Here is a 19,732-nt window from a genome sequence, read left to right on the forward strand (position 1 = left end):
GAAATGGAAAACGTAATTAATTCAGTACTTGTAACAGGAGCTGCTAACGGTATTGGCGCAGCGTGTGTAGATAAGTTTATAGAGCAGGGATGTCGCTATGTTATTGCACTTGATAAAGATGAAGTGAAGTTACATGAAATGCGACATAAATACCGTGATAAAGACATTATTTTTATTGCAATTATTGCCGATTTAACAAGCCAAGACTATTACTCGCAGCTAACTGATGCGCTGCAACCACTGAGTCAGTTAGAAGCCATTGTATTGAGCCATGGTATTGCCGATGAGAACGAAATCTCTGAACGGGATATTTTTGCCCGTGTAATGGATGTCAATGTCACTAGTTGCCAGTCAATTATTGCTCAATGTGAAAATAAGCTAGCAAAGGGAAGCGCAGTTTTATTCATCTCTTCAATCCTAGGAAAAATGGGCAACCTTCGAAACACAGCTTACTGCAGTTCAAAGCATGCGCAGTTAGGGATGATGAAAGGTTTGGCAATGGACTGGGCAAGGCATGGTATTCGTGTCAACGCTATTTTACCTTGCTATGTTGATACACCGCTTTTAAGAAGTGAGCTGCAAAAGCAGGCTGATATGGTTGGCTCGACCTTAGACCAGGTAATGCGAAAAGCAAAAAAACGTATACCGATGCGTGCCTATGTGCAAAGTAGCGATATTGCCGACAGTGCTTACTTTTTATGTTCGCAGCAGGCGCGCATGATCACTGCGCAATCTCTGATTATTGATGGAGGCAGTTCATGCGGTGGTTAGCATTAATCGTAATGGGCAGTGCTAGCGCGAGTAGTTATGCAAACTTATATATTCAACCTAATTTAACCACCAGCTTTGGCTATAACGTCTCAGAACATTATGCGACTGAGCAAAGAGTCGAGTTAGCAACAAAGCTGGAATTTAGCACAGAAAATATAGATTTCACTTTTGACGGAAGAGTCGAGCATGACTTTGTGTATAACAACAATGATCGCTTCAGTATTGAAGCTCAAGACCAATATGAATCGCGAGCAATTATCGAAGAAGCGTATATTTCCGGTGAAATAAGTAATCGCTTTTGGTCGTTTGGTTATCAGAAAGTTGTATGGGGTGAAGCGGATGACTTACGAGTTGTCGATGTTATTAACCCGTTAGATTATAAAGACTTTATCTTTTTCGATATAGATGATTATCGTTTAGCTGTACCAATGTTCAAGCTTGATTATGAGTATGAAAATGGTGACACGCTAAACGTTATCACCACGCTTCAACAGCTGAGTAATGAGTACCCTGCATCCAGAGCCGAGTTCGGTAATAATTATTACCCCAATAGTGAGCAGACACAGTGGGGTAAATATGAATTAGGCTTACGTTACAGTACATTCGCGTTAGCCACAGATGTTAGCCTTTATGCTTTTCACGGGTATCAAGATGATCCTGTCGTCACTTTGTCGCCAAGCGAGCGCACACTTTATTCATATGAAAAGTTCTCTATGCTTGGTACGAGTTTAAGCAAACCCATAGATGCATTTGTGCTGCGGACTGAGTTTGCTTATTTTGATAATTACACAGTGAATGACAGTGACTTATCTTTTAAAAACGTTAACAAGCTAGAAGCCTTAATAGGGCTTGATTACCGCTATAAAGACTGGACGACTACGGTACAGTTTACTGACCGCATCCTCAATGGATGGCAGCCCTCTTATCTTATTCCAAAATCTGCACCCATTTACACTGCTTCCGCAGAGAGAGGTTTCTTTGCCAATCAGCTCTATATTCGCGCAGCAGTCAGTTACCTCGACAATCAGGGTGGAGGAGTCCTATCTCAACTTAAGTTAACTTATAAACCTAATCAACAGTGGGTTTTAAAGCTAAATCTCGATCTTATTGAAGGTGATCAAGAAAACTACTTAGGTGCCCAGCAGCAGCGTGATCGTATTTGGTTAGCTGCAACTTATTATTTTTAAGGAGAGAAAATGAAACTAACATGCTTTTTAGCCTCAATGAGTATTGTATTTAGTGCAGCAACGTATGCTGAAGATGCAGATAAAATCTTACAACAAGTGCGTGATCGTAATGATGGCAAAGACTATTTATCAACAGTGACGCTTCGCACTCTAAGTGAAGATAGCGTGCTTAATCAGCGTCAGTTTTACATGTTGCAAAAGGATATCGAAAAAGACGAAGTAATGGTGCTCGCGATAAAAGCTCCTGCGGATGTGAGAGATATTAGCTTTTTGATGCGTAGCTTCGAAGAAGGGACTGCTCAAGAAGACGAGCAGTGGATGTACTTGCCTGCATTTAGAAAAGTAAGGCGTATTTCTGCCACTGACAAACGCGGTGCATTTATGGGCAGTGAATATTCTTATTACGACCTCGATAAGCTACGTGTAACAGATTTTGACTCAAAAGTTATAAAAACTGACATGCTAGATGGTGTTGAAACCTATGTCATCGAGCGAGAGCCGAAGTCTCAGGATGTGATTAATAAGTCAGGTTATTACAAACTGGTTACGTGGGTTGATAAACAAAGAAAGTTAATTCTTAAACAGCAGTACTATGACGCAAAAGGTATTCTTTTTAAGCAGTTAGATATCGATAAGGTTGAGAAAGTACAAGACATATGGACCATCACGGCATCTACGATGAGCAACTTTGTAGAGAATAAAAAGAGCACTTTTCTATTTCATGAAACCCTTTATAACCAAGGTGTTGATGATGCAATTTTTAGAAAATCAAAGCTTAAAAGAGGCATAAAAGACAGCGATGTCGCAGAGTTAACTAAAATCTCTGAGTTATAATAGGACACTGAAATGTTAGAGAAATACCTAGATTTTGTTTTTAAATATCCAAAATCGATACTGGCGATATTGTCGCTTATTACCGTTTATTTTTTTATCGCTTCGGCTAATCTCAGTGAGGATAACAACCCTTACTTTTTACCTAAAGATCACCCTGCACGCAGTACTATTTTTGATTTGCGCGATGAGTTTACCGGAACATATGACTCTGTCATGATCGCTTTGCATAACGAAGATACGGTGTTTAATCAGGCATCAATTAACGCTATTTTTGACTTATCTCGTGCCGCAGAGCGAATGAACTATGTTGATGAAACAGATGCTCAAATGCTTCAAGATCTTAAAGCTGATCATCCTGAAAATAGCGAGTTAGTGGCAAGTATTGATGAAATTCTTGCAGATGGTATGACCCCAAGTGATGGCTTGATTGCGCGTGAGTTGCTTAATCGCGCAGTTGAGTGGCAGTTAACAGCTAAACAGCAACGTAACTTAAGTGTGTTTGCCGAGCGAGTAGACCCTGTAAGAGAAATGGCAGGATTGTCGTCGACTGAAAATGTATTTTTAGACGAATACGGCACTATGTTCGCACAAGAAACGGTGAATAAGAGAAATCAAGATATCGAGTTTGTAAAAAATGCAGTCATAGATAATGAGTTAATTGAATATGGCCCAATCTCTCCAGATGGCAAAGTCGCGCTTATTGTTGTTGAGTTAAGTATTTTAGAAGACGATGCAACAGGGCAAGTGCGCGCCTATGAGGCATTCAAGCAACTGGTTGCAGATTATCAAATTGCTCACCCAGAGTTAAAAGACGATATTTATATTAGTGGTGTGCCAGTCTTTTTTGCAGCTCAAAAGCAGGTAATAGACCATGATTTTGCGACCTTGCTACCCATTGTTCTACTGTTGATAACCGTTATTTTAGCTGTATTTTTCAGAACTATTTTAGGGGTTATTATCCCGTTAATTAATGTTGTGATGTGTACCATATGGACCATGGGTATGATGGCTGTGGTAAACGCTCCATTGGATGTAATTACGGCTATTTTACCTGTTTTTCTAATCACGATTTGTTTATCTGATGCCATTCATGTCATGGCTGAGTATTATCATCAGAAAAAGATTGTTAAATCACGCTTAGTTGCAATTCGCAGTGCAATGATACTCATGGCTTCTCCCGTTGTTTTAACGACAATTACAACGTGTTTAACGTTTATAGTGTCAACCTCATCAAGTATCGAGAGCCTCAGAAACTTTGGGTTATTCATTTCATTCGGTATGTTTGTAGCCTTAATTATTTCACTCTTATTAATCCCTGCATTACTGGCTCTTTTTCCGAAAAAAGACATTTTTAAACAGCAGCACGCGCAAAGTAGTAGTGACGTTAGTAAAAAGTACTTTATAAGTCGATTATTAGTCGCTGCACTGACGCCTGTCATGGCAAATAGAAAAATGTTTACAGTCATTTTCATTGGCTTATTTATTGGGTCTGGCTTTTTAGCGTCAAAGGTTCGAGTTGACGATATGGGTTCTGGTTATTTTCCAAAGCAAAGTGATTTTCGTATCTCAGATGATTTTATAAATAATCATATAGCAGGCACGAGCCCAGGTTGGATCGAAGTAGATACCGGCAAAGATAATGGCGCCTTAACAGTTGAAATCAGTCACTTCATTGACCGTTTAGAGCAGCATATCCATCAGCATGAAACAGTGAACTATAGTTATTCTCTGGCACGTTATGTGAGACGAATAAACTACACGCTTAATGATTTTAACCCTGAATATAACCGTCTACCAGAAGATGTTGAACGCTTTATTGAGATTGATGAAGACACACAAGAGCCCTATGAGATCACCATTTCAGGGAGCGACATTATTAGGCAGTCTATTCTTATGTTTGAAAATAGTGGCGGTTCAGATGTAACGAATGTATTGAGTGAAGATTTCTCTAAAACAGTATTACTCTATACGCTAGGGACCACGGTGGCCAATGATTATCAAGCATTTTTAGATCATACCTTACCGTGGATCGAAGCAAATAAACCAGAGGGTGTCACCATTACCCACGCGGGTTCCCCTATTATTTGGACCGCGGTGTTAGATGCCTTGGTTAAGAGTCAAACGGTCAGTGCATCGATTGCACTATTAACTGTTTTACTTGTGATGATGGCTTGGTTTAGATCGATACGTCTTGGTTTAGCTGGAACACTACCGTTATTATCAACGGTGATGATCTACTTTGCGCTTATGACGCTGTTAAATATTGAGCTAAATATTGGTACTGCCATTATTTCATTCTTAGTACTGGGGATTGTTGATTATTCAGTGCATTATATATTAAGAATTCAGCATGAAATTAAGAATGGTTTTACAATCAATCATGCGCTGGTAAATGCAATGAGAGTAAGTGGTCGCGCAATTATTGCAAATGTCTTAGTGTTTAGTATTGGCTTTATCGCGTTATTATTTTCACAGCATCAAGCCCTTATCGACCTAGGAGCCTTAGTTGGTTTATCGCTGCTCATTAGTGGCTTAGTCACGCTGTTTGTTATTACTTTGTTTGCGCCGTGGTTCTTTAAAGACCAGTTAAACGCATCACAATCGAGCAGGACCATGGCCGTAATGAATGAGGCCAGAACATAAGTTTTTAATCTACCCATGTACTTTGTCGTTGCGCTTTCGTTTAATAATAGCGAAAGCGCATCGATGGAGTACTTTTTGAGTGCATTGTGCATACCTCTGGCACAGCAACTACACTTACCAAATTAGCCTAATTTAGCAACATACAAAGTGCTATCTCATAGTGTCTGCGAAAAAGAATAAAAATCTCGTTATTAACATGATTTAGCCATAATTCATGCTTTTTAATCTTAATTTTGAAAAAATTTAGAACTTTTTTATATCCCAAATAATAAGCCTAATAACAATCGCTTAGCTGAAGTGAGTGATGCCGTTTTGTTGTTGTTTACAATTTGTCAACCTTGAATTGCCAAGATGATTACCTTAACCTTTATTTTAATTGAACGTTCAATCAATAAAAAATTATGCCGAAAGTTGGAATGGAACCTGTTCGTCGTCAGCAGTTAATTGACGCCACAATAGAGTCGGTTGCAGAGCTTGGTTTGCAAGGCACCACCATAAATAGCATTAGTAAAAAGGCAGGCTTGTCGTCTGGCATTATCAGTCATTATTTTGGTGGTAAGCAGGGCTTAATTGAAGCCACTGTGCGTTATTTATTGACGAGTTTAAAGCAAGCTCTGATGAATCAAGTAACGCCGCAGACCAGCCCAGAGCAACGATTAATGTTTATCGTTGAAGCAAACTTTTCGCGCATTCAGCAGCAAAGCAACAACACCAAAACTTGGTTGAGCTTTTGGGCGCATTCAATGCACGACGCCCAGTTGCATCGCTTACAAAACGTAAATAGTAAACGTTTATTTAGTAACTTATTAAGCTCATTCAAACAGTTAATGAGCGATAGTGATGCCAACTTAGCTGCTGAGTTAAGTGCAGCCATGATCGATGGTTTATGGCTAAGAGCCGTCCTAAGTAAGTCAGACCAAGATCAATTCGAACATTGTGAGCAATTAGCTAAAGACTACATTCGCTCACTGATAAAACAGTATGGAGCCTAAAATGACCACACCTGTTTACGAAAATTTTATTAATGGCCATTTTTTAAAGAATCAAACTGGCGATACCTTTGCAGTTAAGAATCCTGCAACGGATGAAGTGATTTATCACGTTGAAATCGCTGATGAGTTTATTCAAAACGCGGCAATCGAAAGCGCAAAACAAGGGTTTGCAGTATGGTCTGCAATGACGCCAATTGAGCGTAGCCGTATTTTATTAAAAGCCGTGGCAATCTTACGCGAACGTAACGATGAACTGGCAAAAGTAGAAGTACTTGATACGGGTAAGCCTTGGCAAGAAGCTGAGTGTGTCGATGTTGAAACAGGTGCTGATGTTATCGAATATTTTGCTGGTCTTGCTCCTGCTCAAGTGGGTCAGCAACAAATGGTTGGCAATGACTTTTACTACACACGTAAAGAGCCTTTAGGTATTTGTGCCGGTATTGGTGCATGGAACTACCCACTGCAAATTGCGTGTTGGAAATCAGGTCCTGCACTGGCTGCGGGTAATGCGGTTATTTTCAAACCTTCTGAAGAAACACCACTTGGTGCAATTAAACTTGCAGAGATTTTCATCGAAGCGGGTGTACCTGCTGGCGTATTCAACGTTGTGCAAGGTGCTGCTGAAGTAGGGCAATGGTTAACAGCAAACCCAAATATTGAAAAAGTGTCGTTCACTGGTGAAGTGGGCACAGGGAAAAAAGTAATGGCAAGCGCTGCTGGTTCACTGAAAGATGTGACCATGGAGCTTGGCGGTAAGTCACCGTTATTAGTTTTTGATGATGCTGATGTATCACAAGCTGTTAGTGCGGCAATGCTAGGTAATTTTTATACGCAAGGCGAAATCTGCACTAACTGTACGCGCATTTATGTGCACAAAAATGTTTATCAGCAGTTTATTGATGAGCTGAAAACACGCACTGAGCAAAATATTATTGCTGGCGATCCAATGGATCCTGAGGTGAATTTAGGGGCGCTTATCTCTAAAAAGCACCAAGAGCTTGTACTTAGCTATATCGATAGAGGTATTCAAGAAGGCGCAACCTTGCTAACCGGCGGTAAGGCTCTGTCACCTGCATCAGCACCTAATGGCTACTTTGTTGAACCGACTGTTTTTGTCGACTGTAAAGACGACATGACCATAGTGAAAGAAGAGATCTTTGGCCCAGTAATGAGCGTGTTGGTGTTTGATGATGAAGATGACGTTATTCAGCGTGCAAACGATACCCACCTAGGCTTAGCCGCAGGCGTGTTCACGAAAGATATTCAGCGCGCACACCGCGTGATCCACCAATTACAAGCCGGTATTTGTTGGATAAACAGCTATGGTAATTCACCTGCAGAAATGCCTGTAGGTGGTTATAAGCAATCAGGTATCGGCCGTGAAAATGGTATCGAAACCTTGGATCACTATACCCAAACTAAATCGATTTATGTGGGTATGAGCAATATAGAGAGTCCATTTTAATGAGTACACAGAACTATGATTACATCATAGTCGGTGCTGGCTCAGCAGGCTGCGTGTTGGCAAACCGACTATCAGCAGACCCTTCTAATAAGGTGTTACTACTTGAAACGGGCGGTAGCGATAAAAGCATTTTTATAAAGATGCCTACCGCGCTATCAATCCCAATGAATACCGACAAATATGCATGGCAATTTCATACTGAGCCAGAGCCGTATTTAGATAACCGCCAGATGCACTGCCCACGAGGTAAGGTGTTAGGTGGCTCGTCATCGATTAACGGCATGGTGTATGTTCGTGGTCATGCCAAAGATTTTGATGAGTGGCAGCAACATGGTGCTAATGGTTGGGATTACCAAGCATGCTTACCGTACTTTAAACGTGCTGAATCATTCTACTTAGGTGGTAACAGTTACCGTGGCGAAAATGGCCCATTAGGGGTTAATAACGGTAATGAAATGGCTAACCCGCTTTATAAAGCCTTTATCAAAGCGGGCCAGCAAGCAGGTTATGCGCAGACTGATGACTACAATGCTGCCCAGCAAGAAGGCTTTGGGCCAATGCATATGACAGTTAAAGATGGCGTAAGAAGCTCTGCCAGCCGTGAGTATTTAGACCCAGTTAAGTCACGTAAAAACTTAACGCTAGTCACTGGTGCTTTAGCTGAAAAAGTATTGTTAGAAGGCAAAAAAGCCGTTGGTGTTGAGTTTTCAGTATCTGGCTCTAAGCAGCAAGCATTTGCAGCAAAAGACGTTATTTTAAGTGCGGGCCCAATTGGCTCACCGCATATTCTGCAATTATCAGGTATTGGTGATAAAGACATCCTGAGTGAAGCGGGTGTTGAGGTTAAACATCACTTACCAGGTGTTGGCCAAAACTTACAAGATCACTTGGAGTTTTACTTCCAATATAAGTGTAAGCAACCAATTACTTTAAACGGCAAATTAGGTCTTGTTTCAAAAGGGCTTATAGGTGCGCGTTGGTTATTAAACCGCTCAGGTTTAGGGGCAACGAATCACTTTGAATCATGTGCATTTATTCGCTCAAAACCGGGTGTTGAATGGCCTGATATTCAGTATCACTTTTTACCAGCAGCAATTCGTTATGACGGTAAAAGTGCCTTTGATGGCCATGGTTTCCAAGTGCATGTTGGGCATAACAAACCGAAAAGCCGTGGTGCCGTGACAATTAAGTCGGCGGATCCACAGGTTTCGCCTAAGATCCAATTTAACTACTTACAGCATCAAGATGATATTGAAGGCTTTAGAGCTTGCGTTCGCTTAACTCGTGAGATTATTGAACAAAGTGCGTTTGATGAGTATCGCGATGGTGAAATTCAACCAGGTAAAGATGTTCAAAGCGATGCACAAATCGATGCCTTTGTTCGTCAAGCGGTTGAGAGTGCTTACCATCCGTCCTGTTCGTGCAAGATGGGTGAAGACGAGATGGCCGTGGTTAACTCGCAAACTCAAGTACACGGTATTGAGGGGTTACGGGTGGTGGATTCATCTATCTTCCCAACCGTTCCAAACGGTAATTTAAATGCGCCAACCATTATGGTGGCAGAAAAAGCGGCTGACCACATTTTAGGTAAGCCTGTGTTATCGGCATCAACTGTAGATGTTGCTATGGAAAAACAATGGCAATCAACGCAGCGTAGTTCGGAGATCTAATAAGGCCACCCGCAGTATCGGCTGTGGGGCTTGCAGTGGCGCGCATCACGAGTTGTTTGTGATGCGTTAATGCGAGGAATAAAACTGGAGAAACAATGAAGTATTATTACTTATTTTGGGGGGGTAACTATGACCTTTTGGCTTAGTGCTGGCATCATTTTTACCCTGTTAGCAATTGCGGTTATTTTATTTAAATGGGGTACGGTAAGGTGTGTTGGCGTCACACCAGTTAGAACGTTTACGTTCATTGCAATTTTATTTACATCGGGCCTAGATGTAGGCTTGATTATGTTTCCACTGACAGAGTTTGCAGGTTATGCAGACATAAAAGCAAGCCCAGAGTATGCGTTTGCCAATCCATTAGCCATCGAGTTTGGTTTTTGGGGCTTCTTGATCTGGGGATTTTATTTCCTTACGTGCTTTTATTTCTGTGTAATAGAACCCAAAGTAAAGTTCTTCGAAATTGCTTGGGTAAAACTAATTAATAACATCGTTATTATTGGTACATGCGCATTTACTGCATTTTTACTGCTGTCGAATTTACCTTGGTATTTACCGTCGCTTGGTGATGGTGAGTCAATTATTCCGACATTTTACTTAATGGTGTTTGCAGCAATTTGCTTTGCTGTGTATTCGAGCACTGACATTAAGTTTGTACGCTTTTTAAGTATTTCTACTACTTGGTTGTTTATCGCCTTAATTGCCTTTATGTGGTTTGGTGCCTTTGCTGGCTCAGATGCACAAACATCAGCGTTTGTTGATAACCTTGCGTTAATTGGTGGCTATTTTGGTAATATTGATGAATTTGTATTACCGTTGAATGATTACCATGCCTTTTATCTATTTTGGTGGTTTGCTTGGAGTATCATGATTGGTCAATTTACCTCGCGTTTTGTGGGTGGCCTAAAGACTTACCAAGTTCTGGCAGCCATGCTGATTTTCCCATCTATTCCAATCGCAATTTGGTTTAGCGTTTTATATCAATATCATGAAGCGGGTATTGCTACAGCAGGCCTGAAAAACATCGCTATGGTGTTTGTCGGTGTGGTGTTTGTGATCAACTCACTTGATTCTTTGATCCGTTTATACACAGATAACCTAAACTTAACGGTGAAACGTTTTGGTAAGTTTAATTATATTGCCTTAAATGTGGTGGCGCTTTCATTGTTGACCCTGTTGTTTAAGTTCGACTTTTTACAAATCCAATGGGTTGGTGCGTTAGTGATTGCGTTATTTTTTGGCTGCGCTGTGTTTATTGGCTACAGCAAGTTAAAAACGGTGAAAAATATCGAGGGTTCACCAAAAGACAACAAATTAGATTACACAAAAATAGAAACAGTTAGCTAAGGGGAAATCAACATGACAACAAGACAAACACTACTCGCAACAGCGTTGCCATTGGCATTATTATCGACATCAGCGATGGCTGATTTATCAACTACAGTGACACTAGCATCAGATTACACTTTTAATGGCGTGAGCCAAACGCAAAATGATCCTGCTATTCAAGGTAGTCTAGACTATGCATTTGCAGACTCAGGTATGTATGTGGGGACGTGGGCCTCAAATGTGGATTTTGGTGAGGGGACAGATATCGAATGGGATGCGTATTTTGGTAACTACGCGCAGATTAATCAAGCATTGAGCGTTGATTATGGTATTGCCTACTATTCATATCATGGTGAAGGTCATTCAAGCGATGGTAACTACCCTGAGGTTTATACTAAATTTGGTTATGCCAGTAGCTTAGGACAAACTGAGCTTAACTTTTGGTATAGCTGGGATTACTTTGGTTCTGGCGCAGGGCATGTAATTTCTATGCTTGCGCATACCTTTGAAATTGCACCAAATCACGCAATCCGTGCCAGCTTTGATATTTCAAATTCACTTGATGGTGATAAGTACACATGGGATGGCAGTGATAAGTCATATAACCACTATCGTATAGCTTATCAAACAAGCTTTGCAGGTTTTGACTTTGAGCTTGCCGGTGAAAATACCAGCCTTGATTGGGATACCGCAGACGAGCGCATTGTTGCGTCTATCTCGCGTAGCTTTGATTTATAAGTAAAGCTTTAGTAACGAAACGGCTAACCTTGGTTAGCCGTTTTCTAATTAATAACTAGATTTCTTCGCCTTCATGTTGCATCGCTAAATCATCAAGCTCAGCAAGGGTGTAATCAAAGCCACTATTATCGACTTCGTAGCGTATTTTTACACCGAAACCACCTTGGCAGAGACTTGCGGTGACTTTAGCCACTGACCAGTGTTTAAGCTTGTTTAAAAACCGATTAGCGGTTTGCTGTGAGTCAAAGCGATAACTGATTTGCGATTCCATCTCTTTACTAGCCTACAAATTTTTCCGAGAGTGTATGAAATTGCCTCGATTAAATCAATTGCTCGTTAAAGAATGCAAGTGTACGTTGCCATGAAAGCTCAGCTTGTTTTTCATCGTAACGCGATGTGGAGTCATTATGAAAACCATGATTCGCTTTTTCGTACATGTGCATAGTATAAGGTATTTGGTGGGCTTTTAAGTCACTTTCATATTCTGACCAAGTATCATTCACGCGTTTATCGAATTCAGCTAAGTGGACAAGTAATGGTGCTTTTATGTTTTCTCTAAGCTCTTTAACAGCAGGGGTGCCGTAATAGGGGACGCCAGCATTAATGAGTTTGCTCTCAACAGCAGCGAGGTAGTTAACCATATAACCGCCAAAGCAAAAGCCTACCGCACCTAGTTTGCCATTACTGTTTGGATGTTCTTTTAAGTACTTCGCGGCGGCCACGAAATCTTGTTGGATTTTTTCTCTGTCCATTGAGCGCTGCATAGCACGCCCTTCATCGTCATTACCTGGATAACCGCCAAGTGGGTGCAATGCATCTGGGGCAAAGGCAATAAAACCCGCTTTAGCAAGGCGGCGTGCAACATCTTTAATGTAAGGGTTTAAACCTCTATTCTCATGGATCACTAATACGATAGGATGCTTGTCAGATAAGTTGGCGGGCTCAACTAAATAGCCTTTACCTTCACCGTGACCTTTGAATGAATTGAAGGTTTTGTAACTGGCTTTGATATCAGGATCATTAAAGGAGACCTGTTCAGCTAATGCATAGTTTGGCAACAAGGCACTACTGAGAACAGCCATTGAATAACCTAGTGCAACTAGGCCGCCTAGTTTTTTCATAAAAGTACGGCGGTCTATCAAGCCATGGGCGTATTCATCGTACCAATCAAATGCTTCTTGAGGAATGTGACGACTATGTTGGTTACTCATTGTTAGCTCCTTTATAATTGTGAGTATCAACATAGCTCAAAAAACAATCAATTAATAGCGCGATTTTTTGTTTCAATTAATACATCAATGAAATGGCGATGCCAAATAGCTTTAAACGCTTTATTGAATAAATACAAAAAGATGAGTGGCATTAACAATAACTTGAGAATGAGTAATGATAATAGGTTAAGAAAGTCGATAAAAAGATCTTCAACGGCTGCTACCATATTTCCTATCCCTGTGGTAACGGTGTCGATAATTTTACTCACTTTACTCGCATCATTTGTGTTGAGTTGCTCATTTATTTCCACGAGTTGCTGGTTTAGCGCATCTTTTTCTTGATTAAGTGTCCCTTGTTGAGCGGATAAAGCGTGTAGCTTAGTTGTTATTTGCTGTTTTTTGGCGAGCAGCGGCTTAGCTTGTTCAAGTTCAGTAAACGTTAAACGCTCAGAAAGGCTGCGTGTTGACTGAATGGTGTCAATCTGGGAATCCAGTTCTGCCAGTTGCAGTTTTAACTCAGTCGCTTGCTGGTGGTTTGTTATCTGTTGTTGATTCAAGACATCGAGTTTATCGAACACGGCTTGCTTTTGACTATCAACTTTAGCTTTGAGTTGTGCTGATAATGCTGAAGTTTGTGTAGCATTAGCGCTGACAGTATCAACTTTTTCACTGACCAGTTGGCTTTGTGAGTTAATTTGTTCATCTAAAAAAACTTGGCTGATAAGTCCTGTGCTTAAGACGATAGCGGGAACGAGAAAGCGAATTAAGATGAGGCTTGCCAGAAGTTTGTGGCGAAGATTTGGATAGATATTGCGCCATTCACAAAAAAGGTAAGCAATGACTGAAATAGTAAATACGCTATTAAAAATCACACCAGATGAGATCGTGTATAAAATTCGCTGTAAAAATAGTGAACCTATTGCAAGGCGCATAGCATCTGACATGTACTCAGCCAGATCATTAACAGGATCAAGTAGTTGTGCTGGCTGAATACTCGCAATACCAATGCCCACTTCGGCAGATTGTAATAACGAAATAGCGGCGTTAACTGTACGAGACGAGGCATACACCACGGTTGACTGAACTAAAGCGCTATCGATAAAACTCATAATATAATGTTGGAACTGCTCTAACCAGCACAGTAACAAGAGTACAAAAAGACCTAAATACTTTATAATGTGCTGTTTACTAAGCATACTACCCCCGAAGTTTAAATACCTGACTCACGCTACACCAATTATGACTAAGATTGAATTATTTTAGGTATTAACTGTCAATGAATAGCTATTAATCTTTGTTGAGGAAATATGAAAGAATCTGCATCAATTGGACAGTGCCGCGCTGAAGATTTAGACCCAGTCCAAGACTTAGGGCGTTTAGTGTCTTATTTACGCTCCAACTTAGTTACGCATCTTGATAACGCTCTTGAAGATAAAGAGCTAACATCAGCTCAATATATTGTGGTGGTGTTACTTGCACGAGGTAAAGTAAACACTTTAGCTGAGCTATGTGAGCACATGGTGTACGACCGTGGGGCCATGAGTCGTTTAATCACTCGCCTAGAAGATAAAGGGTTGGTCGCTAAAAAACAGTCAGTTGAAGATAGGCGTTCAACTCTTTTATGTCTTACAGAGAAAGGCCAACAGCTTTACCCTGAAATTTTACCCGCAGTTAATGAGATATATCGAAAAGCGCTCGCTGGCTTCTCTGAACTAGAGCAAAATCAACTTGCTAGCTTGTTGTTTAGAGCAATTCATAATTTAAAAGCATAAATTTCTCTAAGCGGTACATTGTCGCCGCTGACGCATTTTGATAATATAGTTGCCTAGGCATTTAATTTTAACAAGTGACAGATTGCTATGTTCGAATCATCTTTGCTCGCGCAGCTTCAGGCTCAATTCCCTACTCATCAATTTAGCCATGAAAGCTTGTCTATTGTTCATACCGGTCGGTTCGCTAATGCTATTGTTTATCGTTACAAAGACTCGCAGTTTGATTTCATTATCAAAGACTTTCAGCATAGTCCTTGGTGGGTAAGAAAAACCATTGCGCCGCTTTTTATTAATCAAGAGTACAAGGGACTCGCACGCCTGCAAGATGTAGACGGAGTAGTAGATAATTTTTGCCGTTTATCGCCAATTGCTATTGCTTATGACTTTATTGAGGGCACACCACTTAAGCAGCTTGCCCAACAGCAAGCACATTTGCCAGCGCGTTTTTTCAAAGACTTCGAACGTATGGTAGCGAAAATGCACCGTCGTGGCGTGGTACACCTTGATTTACGTAATCTGGGTAATGTGATTTGTTCAAAAGAGGGTAAGCCTTATATTATTGACTTTCAGTCGGCGATTCGCTTTGCACGCTTTCCGCGTTGGTTACAGCGTTTTATGCGTGGTGCTGATATGAGTGGGGTTTATAAAGCGTGGCAAAAACTGGCAGGTGACTCATTACCACAGGCGAAGGCTGATTATTTGCATGACTTTAATCATGTGCGTAAACGTTGGATTTTTAAAGGCTACCCTTTGCATCGTGCGTATGTGTGGTGCGGTGGCGTGGTGACACAGATATTAAATTCTGAGTTTATTCGCAGTATTTTAGAACGATTTTAAAAAGCGCGTTTGCACGCGCTTAGTGGGGAGAACTAGTATTTAGGCCAGCCATTCGCATCCCAATTAAGGGTGCTGATGAGCAATTTGGGTGTGCCATTATCGCCTGCATCATACGCATGACGAACAATTACATCGGTATTTAGAATGTCTTGTCCACCAGGCCCTACCCATTGGCTATTACCCGCATCAAGAATGCTACCGCCGCTGGCTAACATGTCGGTGCCATTTTTATCTAGATACGGACCTCGAATGTCGGTAGAGCGCCCGTAAGCAATACGGTATGTGCTATTTGTGCCATCACAGCATTTGCCAATTGAAACAAACAAATAGTAGTAGCCTTGGCGATACACTATGGTCGGCGCTTCAATACCACCTGAGCGACTTGCTAATGAGTAGATTTGACCAAATGGTTTCATTGTCATTGGGTTAATACGCGTTAGTTTAATACCCGAATTCCATGAGCCAAATGCAAGCCAAGGTGCACCATCTTTTGCTACCACAAGATCTGGGTCAATGGCATTGTAATTATTGCTATTGGTAGTGTTAATCACTAAGCCATCATCACGCCAATTGCCTGTGGCGACACTGTTTGCTGAGGTAAGGCCAATAGCACTGACACGTGAACCAAAGGTCGAAATCGAATAATAAAGCCAGCTGCGGCCATTGTAGCTTTTTAATTCAGGCGCCCAGACATCAATTCCGTCATGATCAGGCACATAGTTACTCCACCAACTTAAACCATTTGAAAAAATTGGCAGCGCATCATTCCAATCCACGCCATTGCTTGAATATTTACCGTAAATACCTGGGCCTGTTTGAAATATCCACCAAGTACCATTCTCGTAACCAATAGTAGGATCGTGGGTAACTAAATTGCCTGTGAGTGGCCAATGATCAGCAGCACCATTGGTGGTCGATGGATCAAAGGGAGTGGATTCAACATTGGCAAGTTTGGTGAGTTGCCATTGCTGCGCATCGCTGCCGTTGTAGCTCCACTGACTAATGTTCGCGCCATCGTTACCATCGAATCCATATAAGTCGAGAGCCTTACCACTGTTTAAGTTAATGAAGCTAACATAACCGTTGCCTTCATCATTAATTTGCCAGTGTTGGCTAGCAATGTTTGCATATTCATACTGCACCACATTACCGCCATCGGCCGTTGAGAAATCAAACACTTCGAGTGCTTTACCACTGTTTAAGTTAATAACCGAATAGTTGCTGCCACCTATGTTGGTAATTAACCAGCGCTGCGTGTCGTGATTTGTGTCAGCCCACTGACTGACATTTGCACCATCATTGGTTTGCGCGCTAGCTACTTCTACAAACTTAGCGCTGTACTTTGATTTAATCGTGTATACGCCATTATCAATCGCGTAGGCACTGGGGAGTATGAGTGTTGTTGCAAAGCTGAGCGCTGCAAGCGCTTTTTTTGAAAGTATCATTGTGTCTCCAAATCATTGTTATTGAGCTTTCCTTGTGTGTTTAGCTCCTTGGATGAGTTCTGATCAACATCAATTGAATGCATTGATGTTAATGAAAACTATTTATAATACTTTATTATATTATTACTTTTGTAAAGGTGTTGAATGAAAATAATTAACAAAAATTTTACTTTTAATTATTTTGGAGGAGATAAAGGTTTTTTCAGAGATATAAAAAAGCCACTCGGTGAGTGGCCTTTCAGATATTATTGAGTAATAAACTGGCTGGGAATATCCCATTTGAGGATATGCAGTTGGCCTTGCCAAGTTTGTATGGTGATCCACAGTTTATCATCTGTTGAGATGGTTTTAGGAGCTATCGCGTGGGCATGCTGACCGTGGCTGGTGCCATGCATTATGCCTTCTTCATCTTTAGCAAACTCCGTTAGTGGTAAAGGTGATTGACCAATATTTAAATATGCCTGACGAACATTGCTTATGTCACCTTGATTAAAGGCGATAAAGAAATCTTTAACATACTCATTGTGGTGTGAGTAAGGAGCATCTTCATTCAGTGGCATTGGCGCGATTTTAAATTCGCCCGCTTGTTGTTCTTGCCAAAGTGCAGGAAACTGAGGGTTTAATGACTGATAAATAAACCACACAGGCAAAGCCAGTACCACAGCATGTAAAACATACTTTTTACGTTGCCACCAAGTCGCTTGTAAACGAGCCATTAGTTTGCCTCCTGAACGTTATTTACTGGCGCAGCTTGGCGCGCTTTTACTGGTTTATTATTAACTAATTTAGCGGCATACATCATAAAGCCAGTGATTGACATACCACTTAAAATCAAACCAAAGATAAACCAAATAACCTTTGTCCACAGGCCGCCAATATTACCGTAATGAAGTGGATCAGTAATATGCGAAAGGGTTTGTAGCCCCGACATTGTTTCAGGACTTTTACTTGCTGCAATTTTACCCGTCCAAGGATTGATTGACGTTGAGTAAGCGTAGTTATCGTAGAAGATAGTATCGCCACTGCCCATAATATTAAACATGCCGCGGTTATGCTCTGGCAGCATCACATAGCTAGGTTTGAAATCTGGGTATTTCTCTTTGGTAAGTGCCAGTGCCGCTTTTAAATCGGTAGGCGGTGTTTGTTTGTCCGCAGGTAAAGTTGAAACAGCCACCAAAGGTGCATGCTCTTCTATGTCTATTTCGTTATGCCACATGATGGCTTGTACTAAATACCACAGGCCTGTGAGTGCCATTACTGCCATAAACCAAATTGACCACACGCCACTTAGGGTATGTAAATCTTTAAGAAAGGTTTTTTTACCTTGATTAAAACGCAGCTTAGGTTGACTGAATGCACGCCAAAAGCTTTTATAAATCACTAAGCCTGTTACTAGTGCACCTAAAATGACAAACGCCATGGCGCTGACTAAGTAGTAACCTATGCTGTAGCCTTCTTGCCAAGGAAAGAATAGCCAGCCGTGTAGGGTACGCATAAATTCGATGAATGAGATAGTGTCATTAACCGCTTGTACTTCGCCTGTGTATTGATTGACGTAAGCCACAGCATAAGGTTTGTCGGTATCAGTGAAAATAACCGCATTAACCAAGTAAGGCTCATAAGTGAGTACACTCATTACATCGGCGGTTGGGTAAGCTTTTTCTACGCTATTAATAACTTGATCAACACCTAGTGCTGGTAAATCATTTGGGTTGTTTGCACGTGCTTCACTGTTAGTAAGCCAAGTAAGTTCATGGCTTATTACAGATACAGTGCCTGTGACACAGATAAAGCAAAATAGCACCCATACTGGGAGCGAAAACCAACCATGCAGTTGGAACCAAAGACGTTTACTCATGGTAAAAATAGCTCGACCTTAATTGATGATAGTAATTGTTATCATTCAAATTGTACTACAATCTTTTGAACAAACACAATCTCTGTCGACAAGCTGCAAAAAAGGCGCCTTAAGCGCCTTTATCATTAGTTTGATTGAGAGTAACAATCCGTTGTGGGAAGGGTATTTCGATATCCGCCCCTTGGATTGCCTTAAATACATTACGGTTTATCGCTAATTTAGTCTCAATAATTTTGGTGGTTGGTACCCAAAAACGATAGCTCAAGGTGACACCGCTTTCGGCAAAGCGCTCAATACCGACTTGTGAGTGTGGTGTATCGGCAATCAGCTCATGATCGTTTAAAACGGTCTCGATCAGCTCAATAGCCAAGTCAGCATTTGCATCATAAGCTATATCAATTTCGCCTTTTACGAGTGAATAGCTAAACGAGTTATGCAGAATTTCGCCAACAATATGTTTGTTAGGAATGGTGATTTCGACTTTTTCTTCGTTAATCAAAATAGTGTAGCCGAGCTCAATTGTTTTAACTTGTCCGCTCACCCCTTTTACTTCAATTGTATCGCCTACTACAAAAGGCCGCGTTGCAATAATCGCAAGCCCTGCACCATAATTTGAAAGCATTCCTTGCAGTGCTAAACCTGCACCTAATGAGGCAGCACCTATCGCAGCCACAAAAGGAGTAACACTGATGCCTATTTTACCCAGCGCAATAATGAGGAACATGATGATCAGCAAGACTTTTATAACATTGCTGATAAAGTTTGTGAGGGTAATATCTATATTGTGGCGCTGCATTAAGGCTGCCACCATATTTGATACTTTTTGTGAAATCCACAGGCCAAATACCAAAATTAAGATCGCACCCACTATTTGCATGCTGTAGGTCACTAAATATTCGGTGATCAGGTTATAGTATTTTTCCACTTGTTGTAATTCTGCGTCAATCATGGCTTTTCCTAACAAGGTTTACTGCTGGTCA

18 protein-coding genes are annotated in these 19,732 nt (G+C 41.0%); 11 read left to right on the top strand and 7 right to left on the bottom strand.

Annotated elements, in window-relative coordinates; translation table 11 throughout:
• Positions 1-3 precede the first annotated feature (3 nt).
• The 9 genes from NYF15_RS12105 to NYF15_RS12145 all read left to right on the top strand — a co-directional run bounded on the left by NYF15_RS12105 (position 4) and on the right by NYF15_RS12145 (position 11,629).
• Positions 4-771 (top strand): SDR family NAD(P)-dependent oxidoreductase, encoded by a 768-nt coding sequence (locus NYF15_RS12105; protein ID WP_371353708.1) that lies wholly within the window; start codon positions 4-6, stop codon positions 769-771.
• Positions 759-1,958: a DUF1302 family protein gene (locus tag NYF15_RS12110; protein WP_371353709.1), complete on the top strand. Its 1,200-nt coding sequence runs from the start codon at positions 759-761 to the stop codon at positions 1,956-1,958. Before NYF15_RS12105 ends, NYF15_RS12110 begins: the two co-directional genes overlap by 13 nt.
• Positions 1,959-1,967: 9 nt before the next feature.
• Positions 1,968-2,792 carry an outer membrane lipoprotein-sorting protein gene (locus tag NYF15_RS12115; protein WP_062569627.1) on the top strand — a complete coding sequence of 275 codons (825 nt, stop codon included), beginning with the start codon at positions 1,968-1,970 and terminating at the stop codon, positions 2,790-2,792.
• A 12-nt stretch (positions 2,793-2,804) separates the two neighbouring features.
• Positions 2,805-5,435, top strand: coding sequence for an RND family transporter (locus tag NYF15_RS12120; protein WP_371353710.1), 2,631 nt, complete (start codon positions 2,805-2,807; stop codon positions 5,433-5,435).
• Between the two features lie 401 nt (positions 5,436-5,836).
• A complete protein-coding gene (gene betI, locus NYF15_RS12125; RefSeq protein WP_054554307.1) occupies positions 5,837-6,427 on the top strand; it encodes a transcriptional regulator BetI in 591 nt (196 codons plus the stop codon).
• A gap of 1 nt (position 6,428) precedes the next feature.
• Positions 6,429-7,892, top strand: coding sequence for a betaine-aldehyde dehydrogenase (gene betB / locus NYF15_RS12130; RefSeq protein ID WP_371353711.1), 1,464 nt, complete (start codon positions 6,429-6,431; stop codon positions 7,890-7,892).
• Complete coding sequence (gene betA / locus NYF15_RS12135) at positions 7,892-9,562, top strand: choline dehydrogenase (protein WP_371353712.1); 1,671 nt, start codon at positions 7,892-7,894, stop codon at positions 9,560-9,562. The genes betB and betA overlap by 1 nt, the downstream gene beginning before the upstream one ends.
• Positions 9,563-9,691: 129 nt before the next feature.
• Entirely contained in the window at positions 9,692-10,909 is a 1,218-nt protein-coding gene (locus NYF15_RS12140) for a BCCT family transporter (protein ID WP_371353713.1), read from the top strand.
• A gap of 12 nt (positions 10,910-10,921) precedes the next feature.
• Positions 10,922-11,629 carry a TorF family putative porin gene (locus tag NYF15_RS12145; protein WP_237118088.1) on the top strand — a complete coding sequence of 236 codons (708 nt, stop codon included), beginning with the start codon at positions 10,922-10,924 and terminating at the stop codon, positions 11,627-11,629.
• Positions 11,630-11,684: 55 nt separating this feature from the next.
• On the opposite strand, the gene NYF15_RS12150 is transcribed toward NYF15_RS12145, so the two are convergent.
• From NYF15_RS12150 to NYF15_RS12160, 3 genes are read right to left on the bottom strand one after another with little or no spacing between them, the layout of a single operon-like run.
• Complete coding sequence (locus tag NYF15_RS12150; RefSeq protein WP_237118089.1) at positions 11,685-11,900, bottom strand: hypothetical protein; 216 nt, start codon at positions 11,898-11,900, stop codon at positions 11,685-11,687.
• Positions 11,901-11,949: 49 nt separating this feature from the next.
• A complete protein-coding gene (locus tag NYF15_RS12155; RefSeq protein ID WP_371353714.1) occupies positions 11,950-12,840 on the bottom strand; it encodes a dienelactone hydrolase family protein in 891 nt (296 codons plus the stop codon).
• 47 nt (positions 12,841-12,887) lie between these two features.
• Positions 12,888-14,036, bottom strand: coding sequence for a hypothetical protein (locus NYF15_RS12160; RefSeq protein WP_130150403.1), 1,149 nt, complete (start codon positions 14,034-14,036; stop codon positions 12,888-12,890).
• A gap of 111 nt (positions 14,037-14,147) precedes the next feature.
• Between NYF15_RS12160 and NYF15_RS12165 the strand changes: the two genes are divergently transcribed.
• Together NYF15_RS12165 and NYF15_RS12170 are read left to right on the top strand one after the other, a co-directional pair.
• Positions 14,148-14,612, top strand: a complete 465-nt coding sequence (locus tag NYF15_RS12165) for a MarR family winged helix-turn-helix transcriptional regulator (protein WP_130150404.1) — start codon at positions 14,148-14,150, stop codon at positions 14,610-14,612.
• Positions 14,613-14,699: 87 nt separating this feature from the next.
• Entirely contained in the window at positions 14,700-15,449 is a 750-nt protein-coding gene (locus NYF15_RS12170) for an RIO1 family regulatory kinase/ATPase (protein ID WP_371353715.1), read from the top strand.
• A gap of 32 nt (positions 15,450-15,481) precedes the next feature.
• Here the strand turns inward: NYF15_RS12170 and NYF15_RS12175 are convergent, their stop codons facing one another.
• The 4 genes from NYF15_RS12175 to NYF15_RS12190 form a co-directional block, all read right to left on the bottom strand.
• Entirely contained in the window at positions 15,482-16,894 is a 1,413-nt protein-coding gene (locus tag NYF15_RS12175; RefSeq protein WP_371353716.1) for a family 43 glycosylhydrolase, read from the bottom strand.
• Positions 16,895-17,139: 245 nt separating this feature from the next.
• Positions 17,140-17,610, bottom strand: coding sequence for a hypothetical protein (locus tag NYF15_RS12180; RefSeq protein WP_371353717.1), 471 nt, complete (start codon positions 17,608-17,610; stop codon positions 17,140-17,142).
• Positions 17,610-18,761, bottom strand: a complete 1,152-nt coding sequence (locus NYF15_RS12185) for a PepSY-associated TM helix domain-containing protein (RefSeq protein ID WP_371353909.1) — start codon at positions 18,759-18,761, stop codon at positions 17,610-17,612. Before NYF15_RS12185 ends, NYF15_RS12180 begins: the two co-directional genes overlap by 1 nt.
• Positions 18,762-18,861: 100 nt before the next feature.
• Positions 18,862-19,701, bottom strand: coding sequence for a mechanosensitive ion channel family protein (locus NYF15_RS12190; protein ID WP_371353718.1), 840 nt, complete (start codon positions 19,699-19,701; stop codon positions 18,862-18,864).
• Positions 19,702-19,732: the final 31 nt, after the last annotated feature.

The sequence above is a fragment of the Pseudoalteromonas sp. 68 DY56-GL68 genome (genome assembly GCF_041414825.1).
Lineage (GTDB): Bacteria > Pseudomonadota > Gammaproteobacteria > Enterobacterales > Alteromonadaceae > Pseudoalteromonas.

What these genes read in the sequence shown, in the direction of transcription:
- NYF15_RS12105 (WP_371353708.1), top strand. Translation starts at nt 4, where the DNA reads ATGGAAAACGTAATTAATTCAGTACTTGTAACAGGAGCTGCTAACGGT.
- NYF15_RS12110 (WP_371353709.1), top strand. Translation starts at nt 759, where the DNA reads ATGCGGTGGTTAGCATTAATCGTAATGGGCAGTGCTAGCGCGAGTAGT.
- NYF15_RS12115 (WP_062569627.1), top strand. Translation starts at nt 1,968, where the DNA reads ATGAAACTAACATGCTTTTTAGCCTCAATGAGTATTGTATTTAGTGCA.
- NYF15_RS12120 (WP_371353710.1), top strand. Translation starts at nt 2,805, where the DNA reads ATGTTAGAGAAATACCTAGATTTTGTTTTTAAATATCCAAAATCGATA.
- betI (WP_054554307.1), top strand. Translation starts at nt 5,837, where the DNA reads ATGCCGAAAGTTGGAATGGAACCTGTTCGTCGTCAGCAGTTAATTGAC.
- betB (WP_371353711.1), top strand. Translation starts at nt 6,429, where the DNA reads ATGACCACACCTGTTTACGAAAATTTTATTAATGGCCATTTTTTAAAG.
- betA (WP_371353712.1), top strand. Translation starts at nt 7,892, where the DNA reads ATGAGTACACAGAACTATGATTACATCATAGTCGGTGCTGGCTCAGCA.
- NYF15_RS12140 (WP_371353713.1), top strand. Translation starts at nt 9,692, where the DNA reads ATGACCTTTTGGCTTAGTGCTGGCATCATTTTTACCCTGTTAGCAATT.
- NYF15_RS12145 (WP_237118088.1), top strand. Translation starts at nt 10,922, where the DNA reads ATGACAACAAGACAAACACTACTCGCAACAGCGTTGCCATTGGCATTA.
- NYF15_RS12150 (WP_237118089.1), bottom strand. Translation starts at nt 11,900, where the DNA reads ATGGAATCGCAAATCAGTTATCGCTTTGACTCACAGCAAACCGCTAAT.
- NYF15_RS12155 (WP_371353714.1), bottom strand. Translation starts at nt 12,840, where the DNA reads ATGAGTAACCAACATAGTCGTCACATTCCTCAAGAAGCATTTGATTGG.
- NYF15_RS12160 (WP_130150403.1), bottom strand. Translation starts at nt 14,036, where the DNA reads ATGCTTAGTAAACAGCACATTATAAAGTATTTAGGTCTTTTTGTACTC.
- NYF15_RS12165 (WP_130150404.1), top strand. Translation starts at nt 14,148, where the DNA reads ATGAAAGAATCTGCATCAATTGGACAGTGCCGCGCTGAAGATTTAGAC.
- NYF15_RS12170 (WP_371353715.1), top strand. Translation starts at nt 14,700, where the DNA reads ATGTTCGAATCATCTTTGCTCGCGCAGCTTCAGGCTCAATTCCCTACT.
- NYF15_RS12175 (WP_371353716.1), bottom strand. Translation starts at nt 16,894, where the DNA reads ATGATACTTTCAAAAAAAGCGCTTGCAGCGCTCAGCTTTGCAACAACA.
- NYF15_RS12180 (WP_371353717.1), bottom strand. Translation starts at nt 17,610, where the DNA reads ATGGCTCGTTTACAAGCGACTTGGTGGCAACGTAAAAAGTATGTTTTA.
- NYF15_RS12190 (WP_371353718.1), bottom strand. Translation starts at nt 19,701, where the DNA reads ATGATTGACGCAGAATTACAACAAGTGGAAAAATACTATAACCTGATC.